General features: G+C 65.6%; 19 protein-coding genes. 15 read left to right on the top strand and 4 right to left on the bottom strand.

The window, feature by feature from the left end; all coding sequences use genetic code 11:
* The first annotated feature begins 17 nt into the window (after positions 1-17).
* The 10 genes from L0F51_RS10510 (at position 18) to L0F51_RS10465 (ending at position 8,183) form a co-directional block, all read left to right on the top strand.
* A complete protein-coding gene (locus tag L0F51_RS10510) occupies positions 18-815 on the top strand; it encodes a DUF4198 domain-containing protein (RefSeq protein ID WP_234629099.1) in 798 nt (265 codons plus the stop codon).
* A 15-nt stretch (positions 816-830) separates the two neighbouring features.
* Positions 831-1,463 carry a cobalt transporter CbiM gene (gene cbiM / locus L0F51_RS10505; RefSeq protein ID WP_128290943.1) on the top strand — a complete coding sequence of 211 codons (633 nt, stop codon included), beginning with the start codon at positions 831-833 and terminating at the stop codon, positions 1,461-1,463.
* Complete coding sequence (locus L0F51_RS10500; RefSeq protein WP_234629098.1) at positions 1,460-2,098, top strand: cobalt ABC transporter permease; 639 nt, start codon at positions 1,460-1,462, stop codon at positions 2,096-2,098. The genes cbiM and L0F51_RS10500 overlap by 4 nt, the downstream gene beginning before the upstream one ends.
* 2 nt (positions 2,099-2,100) lie before the next feature.
* Positions 2,101-2,883 carry a cobalt ECF transporter T component CbiQ gene (gene cbiQ, locus L0F51_RS10495; RefSeq protein WP_128290945.1) on the top strand — a complete coding sequence of 261 codons (783 nt, stop codon included), beginning with the start codon at positions 2,101-2,103 and terminating at the stop codon, positions 2,881-2,883.
* 11 nt (positions 2,884-2,894) lie between these two features.
* Positions 2,895-3,581 (top strand): energy-coupling factor ABC transporter ATP-binding protein, encoded by a 687-nt coding sequence (locus L0F51_RS10490; RefSeq protein WP_234629097.1) that lies wholly within the window; start codon positions 2,895-2,897, stop codon positions 3,579-3,581.
* 168 nt (positions 3,582-3,749) lie between these two features.
* The gene (locus tag L0F51_RS10485; RefSeq protein ID WP_234629096.1) at positions 3,750-4,013 is read left to right on the top strand and encodes a metal-sensing transcriptional repressor; all 264 of its coding nucleotides are present in this window, start codon (positions 3,750-3,752) and stop codon (positions 4,011-4,013) included.
* A gap of 10 nt (positions 4,014-4,023) precedes the next feature.
* A complete protein-coding gene (locus L0F51_RS10480) occupies positions 4,024-4,917 on the top strand; it encodes a nickel/cobalt efflux transporter (protein ID WP_234629095.1) in 894 nt (297 codons plus the stop codon).
* A gap of 162 nt (positions 4,918-5,079) precedes the next feature.
* Positions 5,080-6,390 (top strand): threonine/serine exporter family protein, encoded by a 1,311-nt coding sequence (locus tag L0F51_RS10475; protein WP_234629094.1) that lies wholly within the window; start codon positions 5,080-5,082, stop codon positions 6,388-6,390.
* Between the two features lie 155 nt (positions 6,391-6,545).
* On the top strand, positions 6,546-7,781 hold the full coding sequence (locus L0F51_RS10470; RefSeq protein ID WP_234629093.1) for an MFS transporter: 1,236 nt from the start codon (positions 6,546-6,548) through the stop codon (positions 7,779-7,781).
* A gap of 45 nt (positions 7,782-7,826) precedes the next feature.
* Complete coding sequence (locus tag L0F51_RS10465) at positions 7,827-8,183, top strand: TraR/DksA C4-type zinc finger protein (RefSeq protein ID WP_234629092.1); 357 nt, start codon at positions 7,827-7,829, stop codon at positions 8,181-8,183.
* Positions 8,184-8,240: 57 nt separating this feature from the next.
* On the opposite strand, the gene L0F51_RS10460 is transcribed toward L0F51_RS10465, so the two are convergent.
* Together L0F51_RS10460 and L0F51_RS10455 are read right to left on the bottom strand one after the other, a co-directional pair.
* The gene (locus L0F51_RS10460; RefSeq protein ID WP_234629091.1) at positions 8,241-8,783 is read right to left on the bottom strand and encodes a cytochrome b/b6 domain-containing protein; all 543 of its coding nucleotides are present in this window, start codon (positions 8,781-8,783) and stop codon (positions 8,241-8,243) included.
* A gap of 1 nt (position 8,784) precedes the next feature.
* Positions 8,785-9,069 (bottom strand): PepSY domain-containing protein, encoded by a 285-nt coding sequence (locus L0F51_RS10455; protein WP_128290951.1) that lies wholly within the window; start codon positions 9,067-9,069, stop codon positions 8,785-8,787.
* Positions 9,070-9,227: 158 nt separating this feature from the next.
* Here L0F51_RS10455 and L0F51_RS10450 point away from each other — a divergent pair, with 158 nt between their 5' ends.
* Together L0F51_RS10450 and L0F51_RS10445 are read left to right on the top strand one after the other, a co-directional pair.
* Positions 9,228-9,884, top strand: coding sequence for a response regulator transcription factor (locus L0F51_RS10450; RefSeq protein ID WP_234629090.1), 657 nt, complete (start codon positions 9,228-9,230; stop codon positions 9,882-9,884).
* Positions 9,881-11,221: an ATP-binding protein gene (locus tag L0F51_RS10445; RefSeq protein WP_234629089.1), complete on the top strand. Its 1,341-nt coding sequence runs from the start codon at positions 9,881-9,883 to the stop codon at positions 11,219-11,221. The genes L0F51_RS10450 and L0F51_RS10445 overlap by 4 nt, the downstream gene beginning before the upstream one ends.
* A 15-nt stretch (positions 11,222-11,236) precedes the next feature.
* On the opposite strand, the gene L0F51_RS10440 is transcribed toward L0F51_RS10445, so the two are convergent.
* Positions 11,237-12,763: a UbiD family decarboxylase gene (locus tag L0F51_RS10440; protein WP_234629088.1), complete on the bottom strand. Its 1,527-nt coding sequence runs from the start codon at positions 12,761-12,763 to the stop codon at positions 11,237-11,239.
* Positions 12,764-12,860: 97 nt separating this feature from the next.
* Between L0F51_RS10440 and L0F51_RS10435 the strand changes: the two genes are divergently transcribed.
* Genes L0F51_RS10435 through L0F51_RS10425 form a run of 3 tightly spaced genes read left to right on the top strand, consistent with a single transcriptional unit; the run spans position 12,861 to position 15,368 of the window.
* Positions 12,861-13,421, top strand: a complete 561-nt coding sequence (locus L0F51_RS10435; RefSeq protein ID WP_234629402.1) for an SCP2 domain-containing protein — start codon at positions 12,861-12,863, stop codon at positions 13,419-13,421.
* Positions 13,418-14,404, top strand: a complete 987-nt coding sequence (locus L0F51_RS10430) for a peptidase U32 family protein (RefSeq protein ID WP_092816403.1) — start codon at positions 13,418-13,420, stop codon at positions 14,402-14,404. The genes L0F51_RS10435 and L0F51_RS10430 overlap by 4 nt, the downstream gene beginning before the upstream one ends.
* Positions 14,405-14,438: 34 nt before the next feature.
* Positions 14,439-15,368, top strand: a complete 930-nt coding sequence (locus tag L0F51_RS10425; protein WP_234629087.1) for a U32 family peptidase — start codon at positions 14,439-14,441, stop codon at positions 15,366-15,368.
* Between the two features lie 72 nt (positions 15,369-15,440).
* On the opposite strand, the gene L0F51_RS10420 is transcribed toward L0F51_RS10425, so the two are convergent.
* Entirely contained in the window at positions 15,441-16,325 is an 885-nt protein-coding gene (locus tag L0F51_RS10420) for a MaoC family dehydratase N-terminal domain-containing protein (RefSeq protein WP_234629086.1), read from the bottom strand.
* Between the last annotated feature and the right edge of the window lie 134 nt (positions 16,326-16,459).

The raw sequence follows: 16,459 nt of genomic DNA, 5'->3' as shown, positions 1-16,459 counted from the left end.
TTGGAGAGACGATACGAATGAAACTTCGTAAGTTTGCCTGTGCCGCCCTCACATCGGCGGCGTTCCTTCTTCCCGCCGCAGCCGAAGCGCATTTTCAGCTGATCTATACGCCCGAGGTGAACCTCGCCGAGCCGGGCGACGTGCCGCTGAAGCTGATCTTCTGGCACCCCTTCGAGAACGGCCATGTCATGGATATGGGCGCGCCGGAAGAGTTCTACGCCGTCTTCCGCGGCAAGAAGATCGATCTCAAGGACAGCCTCAAGCCGATCTCCTTCGAGGGGCTCGAAAACAGCGCGCAAGCCTTCGATGCCACGCTGCCGGCCAAGCGCGCCGGCGATTACACGCTCGTCGTCGTGCCTCAGCCCTATTACGAGGAGAGCGAGGACATCTACATCCAGCAGATCGCCAAGGCCTATCTGAACCGGGCGCAATTGCCGACCGACTGGGCCGAGCCCAAAGAGCTTGCGACGGAAATCGTGCCGCTCGATCGCCCGACCAACATTCTGGCCGGCTCCACCTTCACGGGGCGCGTCCTGTCGGAAGGCAAGCCGGTCGCAGGCGCCGAGATCGAAGTCGAATACATGGCGGCCGAGCCCTCCATGGACGAGAACAAGCCCACCGAACCCAAAGCCTCGCCGATGCCGGGCGGTGCCGTCGTCGCGATGAGCGACGAGAACGGCTACTTCACCTTCGGCGTCCCGAAAGCCGGGTTCTGGGGCTTTGCCGCGCTCGGTACGGGTCCGAAGACGGAGTTCGAGGGCAAAGAGCTCTCGCAGGACGCCGTCATCTGGGTGCGCGCCTACGACGTCGAGTGACGGCAGGAGGGATCGATGCATATTGTCGACGGAGCTCTCGCCAATGACGTCGTCATCGGGGGAGCGGTGCTCGCGGCCGGGGGCATCGCGCTCGGCCTCAAATCGCTGACGGCGGAAAAAATGCCGGCCGCCGGGGTGTTGAGCGCGACGTTCTTCGTCGCCTCGCTCATCCATGTTCCGATCGGTCCCTCCAGCGTCCATCTCATCATGAACGGTCTGGCCGGGCTGGTGCTCGGCTGGGCCGCCTTTCCGGCGCTGTTCGTCGGGCTTCTTCTGCAAGCGGTGTTCTTCGGCTTCGGAGGGCTCACCGTGCTCGGGGTGAATACGCTCAACATCGCGCTGCCGGCGGTGATCGTCTATTATCTGTGCCGGCGGGGGATCGCCTCCAATTCGCTGACGGTCGCCGCGATTTCAGGCGCCATCGGCGGGGGGCTCGCGATCGCGCTGACGACGGCGTTCGTCGCGATCGCTCTGGCGCTGTCCGGCGACGAATTCATCCCGGCCGCCAAGCTCGTCTTCTTCGCCCATATCCCGATCATGATCATCGAAGCGCTGGTGACGGGGGCGGCCGTGGTTCTCGCCCGCCGCGTCAAGCCGGAGCTCTTCGCCACTTTCAATCGGTCCGCTGCCGAGGAGGTCGCGCTATGAGAAAGCTCTGCGCAGCCCTCGTTTTTCTGGCTCTTCTGCCCGCATCGCAGGCTCTCGCTCACAAGGTCATCGCGTCGGTCTATGCGTCCGGCGATGTCGTGGAAGGCGAGGTCGGCTTTTCCAATGGCGACATGGCGAGCGATGCGACGGTCGAGGTGTTCGACGACAACGGCAACAAGCTCGGCGAGGCGGTAACCGACGAGACCGGAGCCTTCACCTACAAGCCCGAAAAGGCGGTGCCGCTCGTCTTCAAGGCCAATCTCGGCGCGGGCCATGTGGCGCAGGTGCGGATGTCGGCCGAGGAGCTGCCGGAGATCGGCGGTGCGGAGGCCTCATCGCCGGCGCTGGTCGCTGCCGAAGCTGCGGCCGGTGCCGCCGAGCCGGCGTCTTCCGGCGACGAGACTGGGGGAGCGACCGCCCAAAACTCCGGCGTCGACCTCGCCGCGCTTCTTGAAGCACAGCACGAGATGATCACCGAAGCGGTGCAGAAACAGGTGATCCCGCTCCGGCGCGATATCGACGCCTATAAGGAGAAGCACGACATGCAGAGCATCCTCGGCGGGATCGGCTATATCTTCGGCATCTTCGGCGTCGCGTTCTATATCGCGGCCCGGCGCAAGATGACGGCGGCCTGACGATGAGCCACGTTCTCTCAGCCGGACGGCGTGCGCTCACCGATACGGGCGAGGCCAAGGGTACGCTGATCGATGGCATCGACGTGCGCACCCGCATCGTCGTTGCTGTCGCCTTCGCCATCGTGATGGTGAGCCTGCAGGATCTCGCGGTTTTGGCGACCGGGCTTCTGGCGGCGTTCTTCCTGATGCTGTCGGCGCGGCTGCCGGTCGCGCGGACGCTCAAACGCATGGCGATGATGGACAGCTTCATCATCTTCCTGATCGCCATGCTGCCCTTCACCGTGCCGGGCGATGCGATGTTCACCGTCTTCGGCTTTGCGGCGAGCTGGCAGGGGCTGCGGCAGGCGGCGGAGATCGCGCTGACGGCGAACGCCGTCATCCTCGCCTTGATGGCGCTCGTCGGCTCCACCGAGCCGGTGACGCTCGGCCATGCGCTGCGGCGTTTGATGGTGCCGGAAAAGCTCATCTACCTGCTGATGTTCACCGTGCGCTATGTCGACGTGCTGCAGCAGGAATATCAGCGCCTGCGCATGGCGATGAAGGCGCGCGGATTTCGCCCCTCGAACAACCGGCACACCTATCGCTCCGTCGGCTATCTCGTCGGGATGATGCTAGTGCGGGCGATCGAGCGCTCGGAGCGCATTCTCGGCGCCATGAAATGCCGGGGATTCACGGGCCGGATGCCGCTGTTCGACACGCTCGCCTTCACCTACCGCGATGTCGTGTTCGCGACGGGCGTGACGGTCTTCCTCGCCTGTCTCATCGGCGCGCAGGCGATCCGCTGAGGCCATGACGCATGTCTGAACTCATCGCCCTTTCAGATATCCATTTCGCCTATCCTTCGGGGCCGCCGGTCCTCAAGGGCGTCGATATGTGTCTGATGCCGGGCGAGAGGCTGTGCATCGGCGGGCATAACGGTGCGGGCAAGTCGACGCTTCTGCACATCATCGTCGGGCTGTTGCGGCCGTCGCGCGGCCGCATCACCGCCTTCGGCGCCCCGCGGCGCGAGGAGAAGGATTTCCACGAGGTGCGCTGTCGCGCGGGCTTCGTCTTCCAGGATCCCGACGATCAGCTCTTCTGCCCGACGGTCGCGGAAGACATCGCCTTCGGACCGCTCAATCTCGGCAAGAGCCGCGACGAGGCGATGGCGATCGTCGACGACGTTCTGGAGCGGCTCGACCTCGTCAGTTTCCGCGACCGCATCACCCACAAGCTCTCGGGCGGCGAGAAGCGGCTCGTCACGCTCGCCGCCGTTCTGGCGATGGAGCCGGAGGTCCTGCTTCTCGACGAGCCGACCAACGCGCTCGACGTCGACAACAAGGCGCGGCTGAAAGAGATTCTCCTGTCGCTGCCGCAGGCGATGATCCTCGTCTCGCACGACCACCGTTTCCGCGGCGATGTCTCGACCCGCACCGTCGTCATGTCGCATGGCCGGCTGGTGGAGCGCGACATGCATTGCACGGCAACGGACGAGGCCGGCTAGGGCTTCAGGACCGGATGGCCGGACCGTGCGTTGGCCGGCGTCCAAAACTCCTCACGCTTTCAGCCTTTTCGCCGGCAATTCCAGGCCATTTATCGGCTCATGAGCGCGGCGAACGTCAGTGAGCTTTTTTGATTGTCCTATCCCCTCCCGGAGGATAGGATCCTTCGCATGAAGCACGGTTCACACGGCGACGTCGTCATGCGGCTGAAACGGGCCGAGGGGCATCTCAGGCATACGATCGAGATGATCGAGGAGGGCCGTCCCTGCCCGGACGTCGCCCAGCAGCTCCACGCCGTCTCCAAGGCGATCGAGCAGGCGAAGCGCCTCTATATCCACGACCACATCGACCACTGCCTAGACGGCAGCATCGAAGACGGGGCGGACCGCGCGAGCCTGGTCGAAGAGTTCAAGGAAATCTCGAAGTACCTGTGAGGGGATCGCCATGGATATGAGCGGGATGATCGCCGCGGGCGGCAGCAATCCGGTCCTTCTCGCGGCCATGGCGCTCGTTCTCGGCGCGCTGCACGGGTTGGAGCCCGGGCATTCGAAGACGATGATCGCCGCTTATATCGTCGCGATCCGCGGCACGGTGGGGCAGGCGGCCCTTCTCGGCGTTGCGGCGGCGCTGTCGCATTCGCTCATCGTCTGGGTTCTGGCGATCCTCGGCATGCGCTTCGGGTCCGAGTTGATCGGCGAGAAGACAGAACCCTTCTTCGTGATGATTTCGGGTGCGATCATCCTGGCGATCGCGATGTGGATGCTGTGGCAGACGCAACGATCGGCCAGGACGGGCAGAACACATTCGCATGGGGCGCATGATCACGGGCATGACCACGACCACGATCATGGTCACGGGCATGAGCACGAGCACCCGCATCCGCACGATCACGCGCACGCTCATGATCACCCGCACGCTCATGATCACCCGCATGAGCATGATCATGCGGGGCTCGATGCGCATGCCGCCGCGCATGCGCGCGATCTCGAAACGCGGATCGGGGCGGGCAAGACCTCGACCTGGCAGACGATCCTGTTCGGGCTTTCCGGTGGGCTCATTCCCTGCGCCGCGGCGATCACCGTGCTGCTTCTCTGCCTGCAGATCGGAAAATTCTGGCTCGGCATCACGCTGGTGGCCGCTTTCAGCACCGGTCTCGCCTTGATGCTCGTCGCCGTCGGGGCCGTCGCCGCGCTCGGTATCGGCTTCATCTCCGCGCGCTCGTCGCGCTTCGATGCGGTGATGGCGAAGGCGCCCTACCTTTCGGCGATGCTGGTGGCCGCGATCGGCGTCTTCATGATCGTCTCCGGCTGGAGCCATGCCGACATGCACCTCCTCTGAGGGCATCTCCGGTCCAGGCAAGCCTCGCTTGCGACGATTTCTCTGAGAAAATTTTCCGTCTTCGTCATCCGCGATCTCAATCGCGCACGATCTTGTGCTACGCGGCAGGCGTGGGAGGGCGCCTTCGGATCAATCCGCCGCGTGGCGGACACAGGAGACGAAATGACGGACAGAAACGATCCGGTCGTGATGCGCCACAGAAATTTGGAAAAGATCGCCATGACGGCGTTGGCTGTCGGGCGGACGCTCGTCGAAACCGGGGCGAAGACCGATGTCGTGCGCCAGGGCATGACGATGGTCGCCGAAGGGCTCGGCGCGGATCAGATCCACGCCCGCATCGGCTTTGCCTCGCTGTCGCTGACGGTGACGAGCGGCGACAACACCATCACCCGCATGCGCACGGTCGGGGCCCATGGCGTCAATCTGCGCCTGAACCATGGCGTGCGCCGGCTGTGCACGCGGGTGAAGCATCATGACATGACGGTCGCCTCGACCATCGAGGCGCTGACGCATCTCGTCACCAAGACGCCGCGCCATCCCTGGTATCTTGTGGCGCTCGCCGTCGGGCTCGCCTGCGCCTCCTTCGGACGGCTTTTGGGCATCGACTGGTCGGCCTTCATGCCGGTCCTCATCGGCGGGGCGCTGGGTCAGGCGGTGCGGCATTTCCTGCTCAAGGCGCACACCAATCCCTTCGTGGTGGCGGCGATCGTCGCCTGTGTCGCGGCCACCACCGCCGGCTTCGGCTCGGAGCTCCTGGCGAGCCCGATGCTGCAGACGGCGATGTTCTCGTCCGTGCTTTTGCTGGTGCCGGGCGTGCCCGTGCTCAATGCGCAGACGGACATCATGGAGGGCTATCCGACGATGGGCAGTGCCCGCGCCATGACAGTTCTGATGATCCTCGTCTTCATCACCATCGGTGTGTGGGCCGCGCAGATGGCGCTCGGCGTCGGCGGACCCAGGGCGGCGCCGGTCGTGCACGGGGTTCTGCATCAGGCATTCTTTGGAGCGACGGCCGCCTTCGGCTTCGGCATTCTCTTCAATTTCGGCTGGCGCACCTTGTTCTGGGCAGCGCTGGCCGGCGGGCTGGCGCTCAGCGTGCGCACGGTCGGCCTCGAACTCGGCTGGAGCCTTGCCGCCGCGTCGTTCATGGCGGCGGCCGCCGTCGGCGTCGCCGTGCGCCTCCTCAACCTTCTGCCGGATCGCTTCGGGCCTGCCGGAAACGTTCTCGCCGTCGCCGGCTGCATCCCGATGGTGCCGGGAAGTGCCGCATCGCAAGGGATCATGGGGCTGATGGAATTGACCGCGCAGGCGCCGGTCGACGCCCATGCGACGCTGCTTTTCACCGTGGAATACACCTTGCGCGCCATCTTCACGATGGGCGCGATCGGGGCCGGGCTCACGATCGTGACCTCGGTGTTGCGGCGGCCGGATTTTCCGGCCTGGAGCGAGAAGGTCGGTCTCGGCGCGCGCTGAGGGGAGCAGGTCGAGGCGGCGCCGGGGGTTGGCTGCGGCGGAAATTGGTTTAGGTCGTTGAGTGGCGGTGGCCGGAAGCGGTCGCCGCCCGCTTAGCCTCATACCCTTCTCCTGGTATTTCCCGTGCCCCGGGCCGCCCTCTCTTTTTGGACCTCATGCTTTCCAGACATCTGCACTTGTTTCGCGCCGAGCCGCGCATCCTCGCTTTCGGGGCCTCCTCGGCCTTTCTGTCGAGCCCTGGGCAGACCTTCTTCATCGCGCTCTTCGTGGCGCCGATCGCGGCGAGCCTCGGCTATTCGAGCGCCGAAATGGGCGGCATCTATCTCGCCGCGACGCTGACGTCTGCGAGCCTGTTGCCGGCGGTCGGGCATTGGATCGACCGGGTCGATCTCCGGCTTTACGTGACGATCGTGCTCGCCGGTCTCGCCGCCGCCTGCCTGTCCGCATCGCTGGTCGAAAACGGCCTCATGCTCTTCGTCTCGTTCCTGTTTTTGCGGATGTGCGGGCAGGGGCTGATGACGCATATCCAGGCGACCTCGGTGGCGCGCTATTTCGTCAATCGCCGCGGATTGGCGCTGTCGATCACGGCGATGGGCCTGCCGCTCGCGATCGCCGTCACGCCCAATCTCGCCGCCTTCCTGATCGGCGAGATCGGGTGGCGCGCTGCCTATGCGAGCGTCGGCGTCTTCCTGATCGCCGTCGCCCTGCCATGGCTTTTGTGGCTGACGCGCCAGCAATCGCGCTTCACGACGCCGCTCGCGCGGGCGGCGGGTGCGCCGGCGCCGCGGGTTCTCGACGGGCTCAAGATCGTCGCCACGACGCGCTATTTCTGGCTGGCGCTGCCGATCCTCGTCTACATGCCCTTCACGGCGACCGCGCTCACCTTCCACATCGTGCCGATCGGCGAGGCGCAGGGATGGCCGGGTGGATTGATCGCAACCGGTTTCACGCTGATGGCGGTGGGCGACCTCTGCGGGCTCATCGTCTCCGGTTTCATTGTCGACCGGTTGACGGCGCGGCGCATGGTGCCGCTGATGAATCTGCCGCTGTTCGTCGGAATCGCGGTGATGGGATCGTCGTCGAGCGTCTTTGCGCTCATTACCTTCTTTGTCTGTCTCGGCTTGTCGTCAGGCTTGGTGCAGACGACTTTCGGCTCGGTCTGGGCGGAGGTCTACGGCGTGGCCCGGCTCGGGACGGTGCGGAGTTTTGCGGCGATGCTGATGGTGGCAGGAACGGCCGCGGGGCCGGCCGTGCTCGGCCTAGCGCTCGACAGCGGCCTGTCGATTGCGACGATCGCGACGGGCTTCGTCGCACTCGGCCTCGCCGCGGCCGTCCTTGCGGCTTTCGGCGTGTCGCAGAAAGTGGCGCTGCCGGCCGAGGACATCGTCTGACGCCGCACCGCGACACATTTCGATCGAAGAGCCCCGGGGGGAAACATGGACGATTTCGATCCCACACAGATCGCCGAATTGCGTCGGCGCATCGAAGACGAACTCGCCGAGCTTGAGGCGCTGTCGGAGACGGGGTCGGAGGGAAGCCGGCCTGTCGAACTCGACCAGCAGAGCGTCGGACGGATTTCGCGTATGGATGCGATGCAGGTGCAGGCGATGGCGCTTGCCTCCCAGAAACGCAGGACGGCCCGCATCGACGGGCTGAAGGCGGCGCTCAGACGACTGTCTGACGGGGAATACGGCTATTGCGCGAGCTGCGAGGAGCCGATCGCCTTCGGCCGTCTGAAGGCCGATCCGATGGCGCGGCTCTGTCTTGCCTGTGCGCGGCTTGGCGAAACCTGAACATGGCGAGAGACATGAAAACGGCGCCCCGGCGAGGCCGGGGCGCCGCAACGCTCGTCAAGCGATGTCGGCGGGGCGGGGGGCACGTTTGCTGCCGCCGATCATAGCTTTGACGAGGTTCTCCTTGTGGCGGTAGCTCTCGAAGAGCACGCCGACGACATGTGCGAGCACCATGACGAGCATGATGTTGGCGAGGGCTTCATGGGTCTCTTCCACCCAGTCCACGCCCCAATAGGCATCGAGCGTCATCATCCAGCCGGTGACGGCCGTCGCGGCCATGGCCAGGATGAGAGCGAGGACCATCAAGGCGCCGAGCGGGTTGTGACCGATGTAGCGGGGCTCATCGCCTCGCACCGCCGCCTTGAGGTAGCGGGTGACATTGCCAGGCGAGCGGACGAACTGGCCGAAGCGGGCATATTTGGGGCCGACGAGACCCCAAAGGACGCGGAAGGCGACGAGGGCGCCGGCCGCATATCCCGCCCATTCATGCACCGACATCACTTCGTCGCCGGTGAGCCAGGCGACGGTGAAGCTCGCCACCAGGCTCCAGTGAAAGAGCCTGACGAGGGGGTCCCAGACCTTGATCGTCGGTGCGTCCATCTCAGTCGCGGTCCCCGCGGCCCTGGCGCACCATCTCGAGGGTCTTCGGGTCGAAATAGGCTTCGACGCGCTTGCCCTGATCGTCGATCGCATAGGCTTCGTAGCAGCCGTCTTCGGTCTTGATCTGGCGGACTTCCCAGCCCTTGCTCTCAAGCTGCTGCTGCAGCGCTTCGCGCGGCTGCCATTCGGCCATCGGGGCGTTGCAGCGTGCGTCGTCGCTTGCGAAAGCGGTGCCGGCGGTCATTGCGCCGAGCGTCAGAACGGTTGCGGTGATAAGCTTCTTCATCTTGCTCTCCAGTCGGATCGGCCTTTGCGCATCGGCCATGGGAGCAAGATGGGGGTGGTGCCTGAAGCCAGCCTGAAGCACGATTTTCTGGGCTTCAGGCTGGCTTCAGGTTCCCCCCGTATCGGGGGAAGTTTCGCGCATAAAGTTCGGGGGCGACGATGCGGGTTCTGCTCGTGGAAGACGATCGGCTTCTCGGCGACGCCGTGCATGAACACATCGCCGATGAGGGACATGCGATCGACTGGGTCGAGACGATCGCCGATGCGGACGCGGCGATCCATTCCACGCCTTACGATCTCTTGCTTCTCGATTTGATGCTGCCGGACGGGCCGGGGCTCGGCCTGCTGCGCCGGCTGCGCAGCGGCGGAGACGTGACGCCCGTCATCATCCTGACGGCGCGCGACCAGATCTCCGACCGGATCGCCGGGCTCAATTCCGGCGCCGACGATTATCTCGTCAAACCGTTCAATCTGTCGGAGCTGTCGGCGCGGCTTGCCGCCGTGTCACGACGCTATGCCGGAAATCCCAATCCGCTCGTGACGCTCGGCGACATCGAATTCGATCTCGCCGGCCGCTCCGTCTATCGCAGCGGGCGTCCGGTGGAGGTGACGGCGCGCGAGTGGGCGCTGCTCGAAGGCCTTCTCCAGCATCCCGGGACGCTTCTGTCGAAGACGCAGCTCGAAGAGCGGCTTTATCCCTTCGGCGCGGAGGTGGAGAGCAACACGATCGAGGTGCATATCAGCCGCCTGCGCAAGAAGCTCGGGCATGACAGGATCGAGACCGTGCGTGGCATGGGCTACCGGCTGAAACGATGATGTGGCGGATCTGGACGGGTGCGCCGAGCCTGCAGCGCCGCCTGAGCCTCGGGCTGGCGATCGGGGTCACGGCGATGTGGCTGGCGGCAGCGATCGCGGCCGGCTTGGTGATCCGCGAAGAGCTGGACGAGGCCTATGACAGCGCGCTGCAGGAGACCGCGCAACGGCTGTTGCCTCTCGCCGTCCTCGATATCGTGGAAAGGAGCGCGGGGGCGGGTGGGCGCCGGGTCACGCCGATCGGCGAGCACAAGGAGTTTCTGACCTATCTCGTGCGCGATTCGAAGGGCCGGATTCTGATGCAATCGCACGATGCCGTCCCGGCGGATTTCCCCGACACGCCGGCGCATGGTTTCCGCACGACGAAGACGCATCGCATCTATGGCGAGAAGGCGGTGAGCGGCACGATCATCATGGAGGTCGCCGAAACGCTCGCCCATCGCCGCGAGGCGGCGCTCGAGGCCGCGGGAACGCTGTTCCTGCCGCTCCTCGGGCTCATCCCGGCAAGTCTTTTTGGCGTGTGGTGGTTCGTGCGCGTCAGCATTCGGCCGATCCGGTCGTTTCGCGGTGCCATCGAAGCGCGCGGCGAGGGCGATCTGTCGCCGATCGCGGACGGTGGACTGCCGGCGGAGATCGAACCGATCGCCGATGCCGTCAACCGGCTGATGGAGCGGCTGCGGCGGGCGCTCGAGGCGGAGCGGAGTTTCACGGCGAACAGCGCCCATGAGCTGCGCACCCCGATCGCGGCGGCACTCGCCCACACGCAGCGGCTCATCGCCGTCAGCAAGGACGAGGCGGTGCGCGAGCGTGGGCGCCACATCGAGGCGGGGCTGACGCGGCTGTCGTCCCTCTCGGAAAAGCTGATGCAGCTCGCACGCGCCGAAGGCGCCGGGCTGATCGCCGAGGTTGAGCAGGATCTGACGGTGGTTCTTGAGCATCTCGTCGAAGAATTCCGCCGCGCCGAACCGGAAAACGCGCGTCTGCGGCTTGTCACAAACGGCTGCCTCGTCTCGCATATGGATGCCGACGCGTTTGCGATCCTTGTGCGCAATCTCATCGAGAATGCGCTGAAGCACGGCGAGCCGAAGGGGATGATCGAGATCGAGGTGCCGAGCGACAATGTCGTGCGGGTCGTCAATGGTGGGGCCGTCGTCGGCTCCGACGAGCTGAAACGCCTGCGCGGGCGCTTTGAACGCGGGGCGACGCGCGCCAAGGGCGCCGGGCTCGGTCTCGCCATCGCGCAGGCGATCGCGGCGGGCTCGGGCGCGGAGCTCACGCTGTCCTCGCCGGCCGCGGGGCGCGAAGACGGGTTCGAGGCAGTGCTCCGGCTGCCGGAGTAGAGAGAGGTTCTGCGCTCAGCCGGTCTTGCGCAGGGAGCGGATCTGATCGAGGCCGGAAAGGCCGAGTTTTGGCCACATCTGATCGACGCGCGCCTTCACCTCCGGCGACATGTCGAGAACCGTGCCCCATTCGCGGTGCGTCTCCGCGCCGATCTTGTTGGTCGCATCGATGCCGAGCTTGCCGCCGAGGCCGAATTCCGGCGAAGCGAAATCGAGATAGTCGATGGGGGTCGATTCCAGCTGCACGAGGTCGCGCGAAGGGTCCATGCGCGTCGACAGGGCCCACAGGACGTCGGCGCCGTTGTGGACGTCGATGTCGTCGTCGACGACGACGATGCCCTTGGTGTAGCTGAACTGCGGCAGCATCCCCCACATGCCCATCATGACGCGCCGCGCCTGGCCCGGATAGCGCTTCTTGATGGAGACGATGGCGAGCCGGTAGGAGCAGGCGTCCGGCGGCAGCCAGACGTCGGAGATTTCCGGCATCTGCTGAATGATGAGCGGCTTGGCGAGATAGTTGAGCGCCTCGCCCATGACCGATGGCTCGTCCGGCGGGCGGCCGGTGAAGGTGGAAAGATACAAGGGATCGCGGCGATGGGTGATCGCCGTCACGCGCATCACCGGGAAGGGCTCGACGGCGTTGTAATAGCCGGTGTGGTCGCCGTAAGGCCCTTCGGGTGCCGTCTCTTCCGCCGAAACATAGCCTTCGATGACGATCTCCGCTTCCGACGGCACGGGGAGGGGGACCGTCAGCCCCTGCACCACTTTCGGTCGTTCGCCGCGGATGAGGCCGGCGAAATCGAGCTCCGACAGGGTTTCGGGGATCGGCATCACGGCCGAGAGGAGGGTGGCGGGATCGGCGCCGATGACGATCGCTACCGGCATGTCCTTGCCCTGCTTCGCCCAGGCGCGGTGATGGGCGGCGCCGCCGCGATGGGCAAGCCAGCGGGTGATGAGATGCGTGTCGTCGAGAACCTGCAGCCGGTAGACGCCGACATTGAGCGGTCCGTTCTCGGGCGGACGGGTGATGACGAGCGGCCAGGAAATGAGCGGTGCCGGTTCGCCCGGCCAGCAGGTCTGGATCGGCAGGCGGGAGAGTTTTGCGTCCGCCCCGCGCAGCACCTCCGCCTGGCAGGGGGCGTTGCGCACGCTGTCGGGGCGCGTGTTGAGCGCCGCCTTCAGCATGGGCAGATGCGCGATCGCATCGCGCAGGCCGCTCGGCGGCTGTGGCGCGCGCAGCGACGCCATCATCTCGCCGAGCTCTCCGAGGCGCTCCTTCTTCACCCCGAAGCCGGCGGCGACGCGCTCGACCGTGCCGAAGAGATTGACGACGACCGGCATCGAGGCCGGCTCGCCTGCCGCATCGCGCGCATTGTCGAGCTGCAGCGCCGGTCCACCCGCCTGCAGGACGCGGCGGTGGATCTCCGTGACTTCGTGCACCATGGAAACCGGCGCCGAAATGTGCCGGAAGTCCCCCGCACCTTCGAGATGCCTCAGGAAGTCACGCAGATTGCGGAAATGTGGCAGGTCTCGAAAGGTCACCGGCGCCTCCTCTGTGGCTCGATGCGGCAGGGGCAGGGCGGCTGCTTTGAGCTAGATCAAGGACGTTCCCGTTTGTTTGTCGCTGGATTGGACGGTGATGCAAACTTCCCCCAATATCGTCGCAGTGCCGGCGCCCGTGCGCCTGCTCATGCGTCCTTTGCCGCTTCTGCCGTTGCGGCTCATGCTGGAGAGGCTGGTTTCCGGGCTGATTCGCCGTCGCCCGGGGCTGTTTCTGCGGCTCGATCATCATGCCGAGAAGGTGTTTTTGATCGATCCGACGGATCTGCCTTTCGTCTTTCGTCTGAAGCCCGATCCGGAGCATCCGACCGTGGAGCCACTGCGGCGTGAGCGGGCAGGCGCGTGGGACGGCCGAATCGCCGGTCCGCTCGGCGCGCTGATGGGCATGATCCACGGCACCTTCGATGGCGACGCGCTGTTCTTCTCGCGCGATATCATCATCGAGGGCGATACGGAGGCGGTGCTGGCGCTGCGCAATGCGCTCGACGATGCCGAAATCGATCTGATGGAGGAGGCGGCGATCGCCTTCGGGCCGTTCCGGCCGGCGATCGAGCCGTTTCTGCGCGGCGTGACGCCCGTTGCCGCCCGGATCACCGGGCTTCCCCTTTCCCGCAGCGATGAGAACGAGGCCTTTACGTGAAACCCCTTGAGCTCGTCTGCCCGGCCGGCACTCCGGCCGCGCTTCGCGCCGCCGTCGAGGCGGGCGCCGACACGGTCTATTGCGGCTTCCGCGACGAAACCAATGCGCGCAACTTCCCGGGCCTGAATTTCTCGCGGGCCGAGATGGAAGAATCGATCGACTACGCGCATCGGCGCGGCTCGAAGGTTCTCGTCGCCATCAACACCTTTCCCCGCGCCGGCGCGCCCGAACTCTGGCGGGCGGCCGTTGACGATGCGGCCCGGTTCGGCGCCGACGCGGTGATCCTTGCCGATGTCGGGCTGCTCGATTACGCCGCCAACCATCAGCCGGGGCTGCGCCGGCATCTTTCGGTGCAGGCGGCCGCCGCCAATCCCGACGCGATCAATTTCTATGCCGAGACTTTCGGCGTGCGGCGCGTGGTGCTGCCGCGCGTTTTGACCGTGCAGGAGATCGCCGCGATCAACCGCGAGATCGAATGCGAGACGGAGGTGTTCGTCTTCGGCGGGCTGTGCGTGATGGCGGAGGGGCGCTGCGCGCTGTCCGCTTACGCGACCGGGCGCTCGCCCAACATGAACGGCGCCTGTTCGCCGGCAAGCCACGTGCATTACAAGGAAGAGGGCAGCGAGCTCGTCTGCGGGCTTGGCGATTTCACCATCAACCGGGTGAAGAAGGACGCGCCGGCGCCTTATCCGACGCTGTGCAAGGGCTGCTTCCAGGCCGGCGATTATCAGGGGCATGTGTTCGAGGATCCGGCGAGCCTCGACGCGGCGACGCTGATCACCGAATTCGCCTCCGCCGGCGTGACGGCGCTCAAGATCGAGGGCCGGCAGCGCAGCCGCTCCTATACGAAGACCGTGGTGCACACCTTCCGCAAAGCGGTGGAGGCACAGGCCAAGGGCCTGCCGATCATGGCGAACGAACTCCAGCGGCTGACGGAGGGTCAGACGACGACCTCCGGCGCTTACAGCAAGACCTGGCGCTGAGCGCCGGTCTCACAAAACGATAAGAGGTGTAACCGTGGCCGGACAAGCATTGCTCACGCTCGGACCCGTCCTGTTCAACTGGCCGGTGGAGAAATGGGCGGACTTCTATGCCCGGATCGCCGACGAAGCGCCGGTCGATCGCGTCTGTCTCGGCGAAGTCGTCTGCTCCAAACGGCTGCCGTTCTACAACGACGTCATCAGCGAGGCCGTGGAGCGGCTGGAGGCGGCCGGCAAGGAGGTCGTGCTGTCGTCGCTGGCGCTCATCACACTGCCGCGCGAGCGCAAGGCGGGCGCCGGGCTCGCCAAGGACGAAGAGCATGTGATCGAGGTCAACGACCTCACCATGCTGCGCTATCTGGAGCCGGGGCGGAAGATCGCCGTCGGGCCGCTCGTGAACGTCTACAACGAGGGCACGCTGTCCTGGCTCGCCGGACGCGGGGCCAAGCATGTGTGCCTGCCGCCGGAACTGCCGATTGCCTCGGTGGAGAGCCTGGCAAAGGCGGGTTCTGCCCTCGATCTCGACACGGAAGTGTGGGCTTTCGGGCGCGTGCCGCTCGCCATTTCCGGGCGCTGCTATCACGCGCGCATCCACAAAGTGTCGAAGGATTCCTGCCAGTTCGTCTGTGGCCTCGATGCCGACGGGCTGCCGGTGAAGACGCTCGACGGCGGGGATTTTCTGGCCATCAACGGCGTGCAGACGCTGTCGTTCGCTTATGGCAGCGCCCTCGGCGAGCTCGACATCCTGATGCAGGCCGGCGTCAATTCCTTCCGCCTGTCGCCGCACGATTGCGACATGGTCGCGGTGGCGGAGCTCTATCGCCAGCGCCTCGACCGCAAGATTTCGGGAGACGAGGCGCAGGCGAAGCTCGCCGCGCTGTTGCCGGAAGCGGAATTCGCCAACGGCTTCCTCTTCGGCGATTACGGCGCGGAAATGGTGAAAAAGGCCGAGCGCCAGGTCGCCTAAGACCCTTTCGCACCAATCCCAGATCCTCCGCCTCAGCGAAGTGCTGAGGCGCGGTTCGGCAATCGATATTGCCTACCAGGCGGCGGAGGCCTGCATGGTGGGGGCGCCGTCGGCTGCGACCCAGAGGGAAAGGCCGTCGTCCTTCTCCGTGGCGTTGAGCGTGGCCGGAGTGCCGTCGAAGAACGGTTTGACGCCGCGGAAATCGAAGGTTTTCGGAAGCTCTCCTTTGAGCTCGGCGGCGTAATGCAGAAGCCAGGTCGCCTGCATGGGGCCGTGCACGACGAGGCCCGGATAGCCTTCCTCTTCGATGCAATAGCGGCGATCGTAATGGATGCGGTGGCCGTTGAAGGTGAGCGCCGAATAGCGGAAGAGGCGCACCGCATCGGCGGTGACCGGTCTTTGCTGTTCCGCCTGCGGAGCCTCCGGCGACGGTTTTGCCGCGGCCTGCTGAGAACGCGGTGACGCGGCCGGGCTTGTCGGGGCTGCCTCGCGATAAACGAGATCCTGGCGCTCGCGAATGGCGAGGCCGCGGCTCGTGGAGATCTCGTGGTCGACGGTCACGAAGCAGAGCTCGCCGGTGCGGCCCTCCTTGCGCACGACGTCGCGCACCAGCGAGCGCCGCTCGACCTCGTCTCCGACGACGATCGGACCTTCCAATTCGAGGCGACCACCGGCCCACATGCGGCGCGGCAGCGGCACGGGCGGCAGAAAGCCTCCGCGGCTTGGATGTCCGTCCGGACCAAGTCCGGACATCGGCACGGTGGCCGGCGCGAGGCACCAGTGAATTGCGGCGGGGGCCTCCTCGCCCGGTTTCGGCGTGCCGGGCTCCACATCCATCGTGGCGCGGAAGGCGGCGACGAGATGCGGTGTGACGACGTCGCGCACCGTCTCGCTGCGGCCGATCCATTCGCGAAGGTGCTCAAGATCGAGCGATCCTGCTGCAGTCGATGGGGGCATGAGAGAACCTTTCAGGCGTTTCCTTTTATGATGACGCTGTCTAGCCGAAAGGGGCGGCGAGCTGAACGGCCTTGGCAATTTATTCTGCGTTCGCTCGTCAGCTTAAGATTCAATCCGCCAATGGTCGCAGGCCG

This window comes from Afifella sp. H1R, from assembly GCF_021462425.1.
Lineage (GTDB): Bacteria > Pseudomonadota > Alphaproteobacteria > Rhizobiales > Afifellaceae > Afifella > Afifella aestuarii.
This window is presented reverse-complemented; position numbering and strand designations above follow the sequence as displayed.

What these genes read in the sequence shown, in the direction of transcription:
- L0F51_RS10480 (WP_234629095.1), top strand. Translation starts at nt 4,024, where the DNA reads ATGGATATGAGCGGGATGATCGCCGCGGGCGGCAGCAATCCGGTCCTT.
- L0F51_RS10490 (WP_234629097.1), top strand. Translation starts at nt 2,895, where the DNA reads ATGTCTGAACTCATCGCCCTTTCAGATATCCATTTCGCCTATCCTTCG.
- L0F51_RS10485 (WP_234629096.1), top strand. Translation starts at nt 3,750, where the DNA reads ATGAAGCACGGTTCACACGGCGACGTCGTCATGCGGCTGAAACGGGCC.
- L0F51_RS10470 (WP_234629093.1), top strand. Translation starts at nt 6,546, where the DNA reads ATGCTTTCCAGACATCTGCACTTGTTTCGCGCCGAGCCGCGCATCCTC.
- L0F51_RS10435 (WP_234629402.1), top strand. Translation starts at nt 12,861, where the DNA reads ATGCAAACTTCCCCCAATATCGTCGCAGTGCCGGCGCCCGTGCGCCTG.
- L0F51_RS10510 (WP_234629099.1), top strand. Translation starts at nt 18, where the DNA reads ATGAAACTTCGTAAGTTTGCCTGTGCCGCCCTCACATCGGCGGCGTTC.
- L0F51_RS10465 (WP_234629092.1), top strand. Translation starts at nt 7,827, where the DNA reads ATGGACGATTTCGATCCCACACAGATCGCCGAATTGCGTCGGCGCATC.
- L0F51_RS10450 (WP_234629090.1), top strand. Translation starts at nt 9,228, where the DNA reads ATGCGGGTTCTGCTCGTGGAAGACGATCGGCTTCTCGGCGACGCCGTG.
- L0F51_RS10500 (WP_234629098.1), top strand. Translation starts at nt 1,460, where the DNA reads ATGAGAAAGCTCTGCGCAGCCCTCGTTTTTCTGGCTCTTCTGCCCGCA.
- cbiQ (WP_128290945.1), top strand. Translation starts at nt 2,101, where the DNA reads ATGAGCCACGTTCTCTCAGCCGGACGGCGTGCGCTCACCGATACGGGC.
- L0F51_RS10460 (WP_234629091.1), bottom strand. Translation starts at nt 8,783, where the DNA reads ATGGACGCACCGACGATCAAGGTCTGGGACCCCCTCGTCAGGCTCTTT.
- L0F51_RS10420 (WP_234629086.1), bottom strand. Translation starts at nt 16,325, where the DNA reads ATGCCCCCATCGACTGCAGCAGGATCGCTCGATCTTGAGCACCTTCGC.
- L0F51_RS10445 (WP_234629089.1), top strand. Translation starts at nt 9,881, where the DNA reads ATGATGTGGCGGATCTGGACGGGTGCGCCGAGCCTGCAGCGCCGCCTG.
- L0F51_RS10475 (WP_234629094.1), top strand. Translation starts at nt 5,080, where the DNA reads ATGACGGACAGAAACGATCCGGTCGTGATGCGCCACAGAAATTTGGAA.
- cbiM (WP_128290943.1), top strand. Translation starts at nt 831, where the DNA reads ATGCATATTGTCGACGGAGCTCTCGCCAATGACGTCGTCATCGGGGGA.
- L0F51_RS10455 (WP_128290951.1), bottom strand. Translation starts at nt 9,069, where the DNA reads ATGAAGAAGCTTATCACCGCAACCGTTCTGACGCTCGGCGCAATGACC.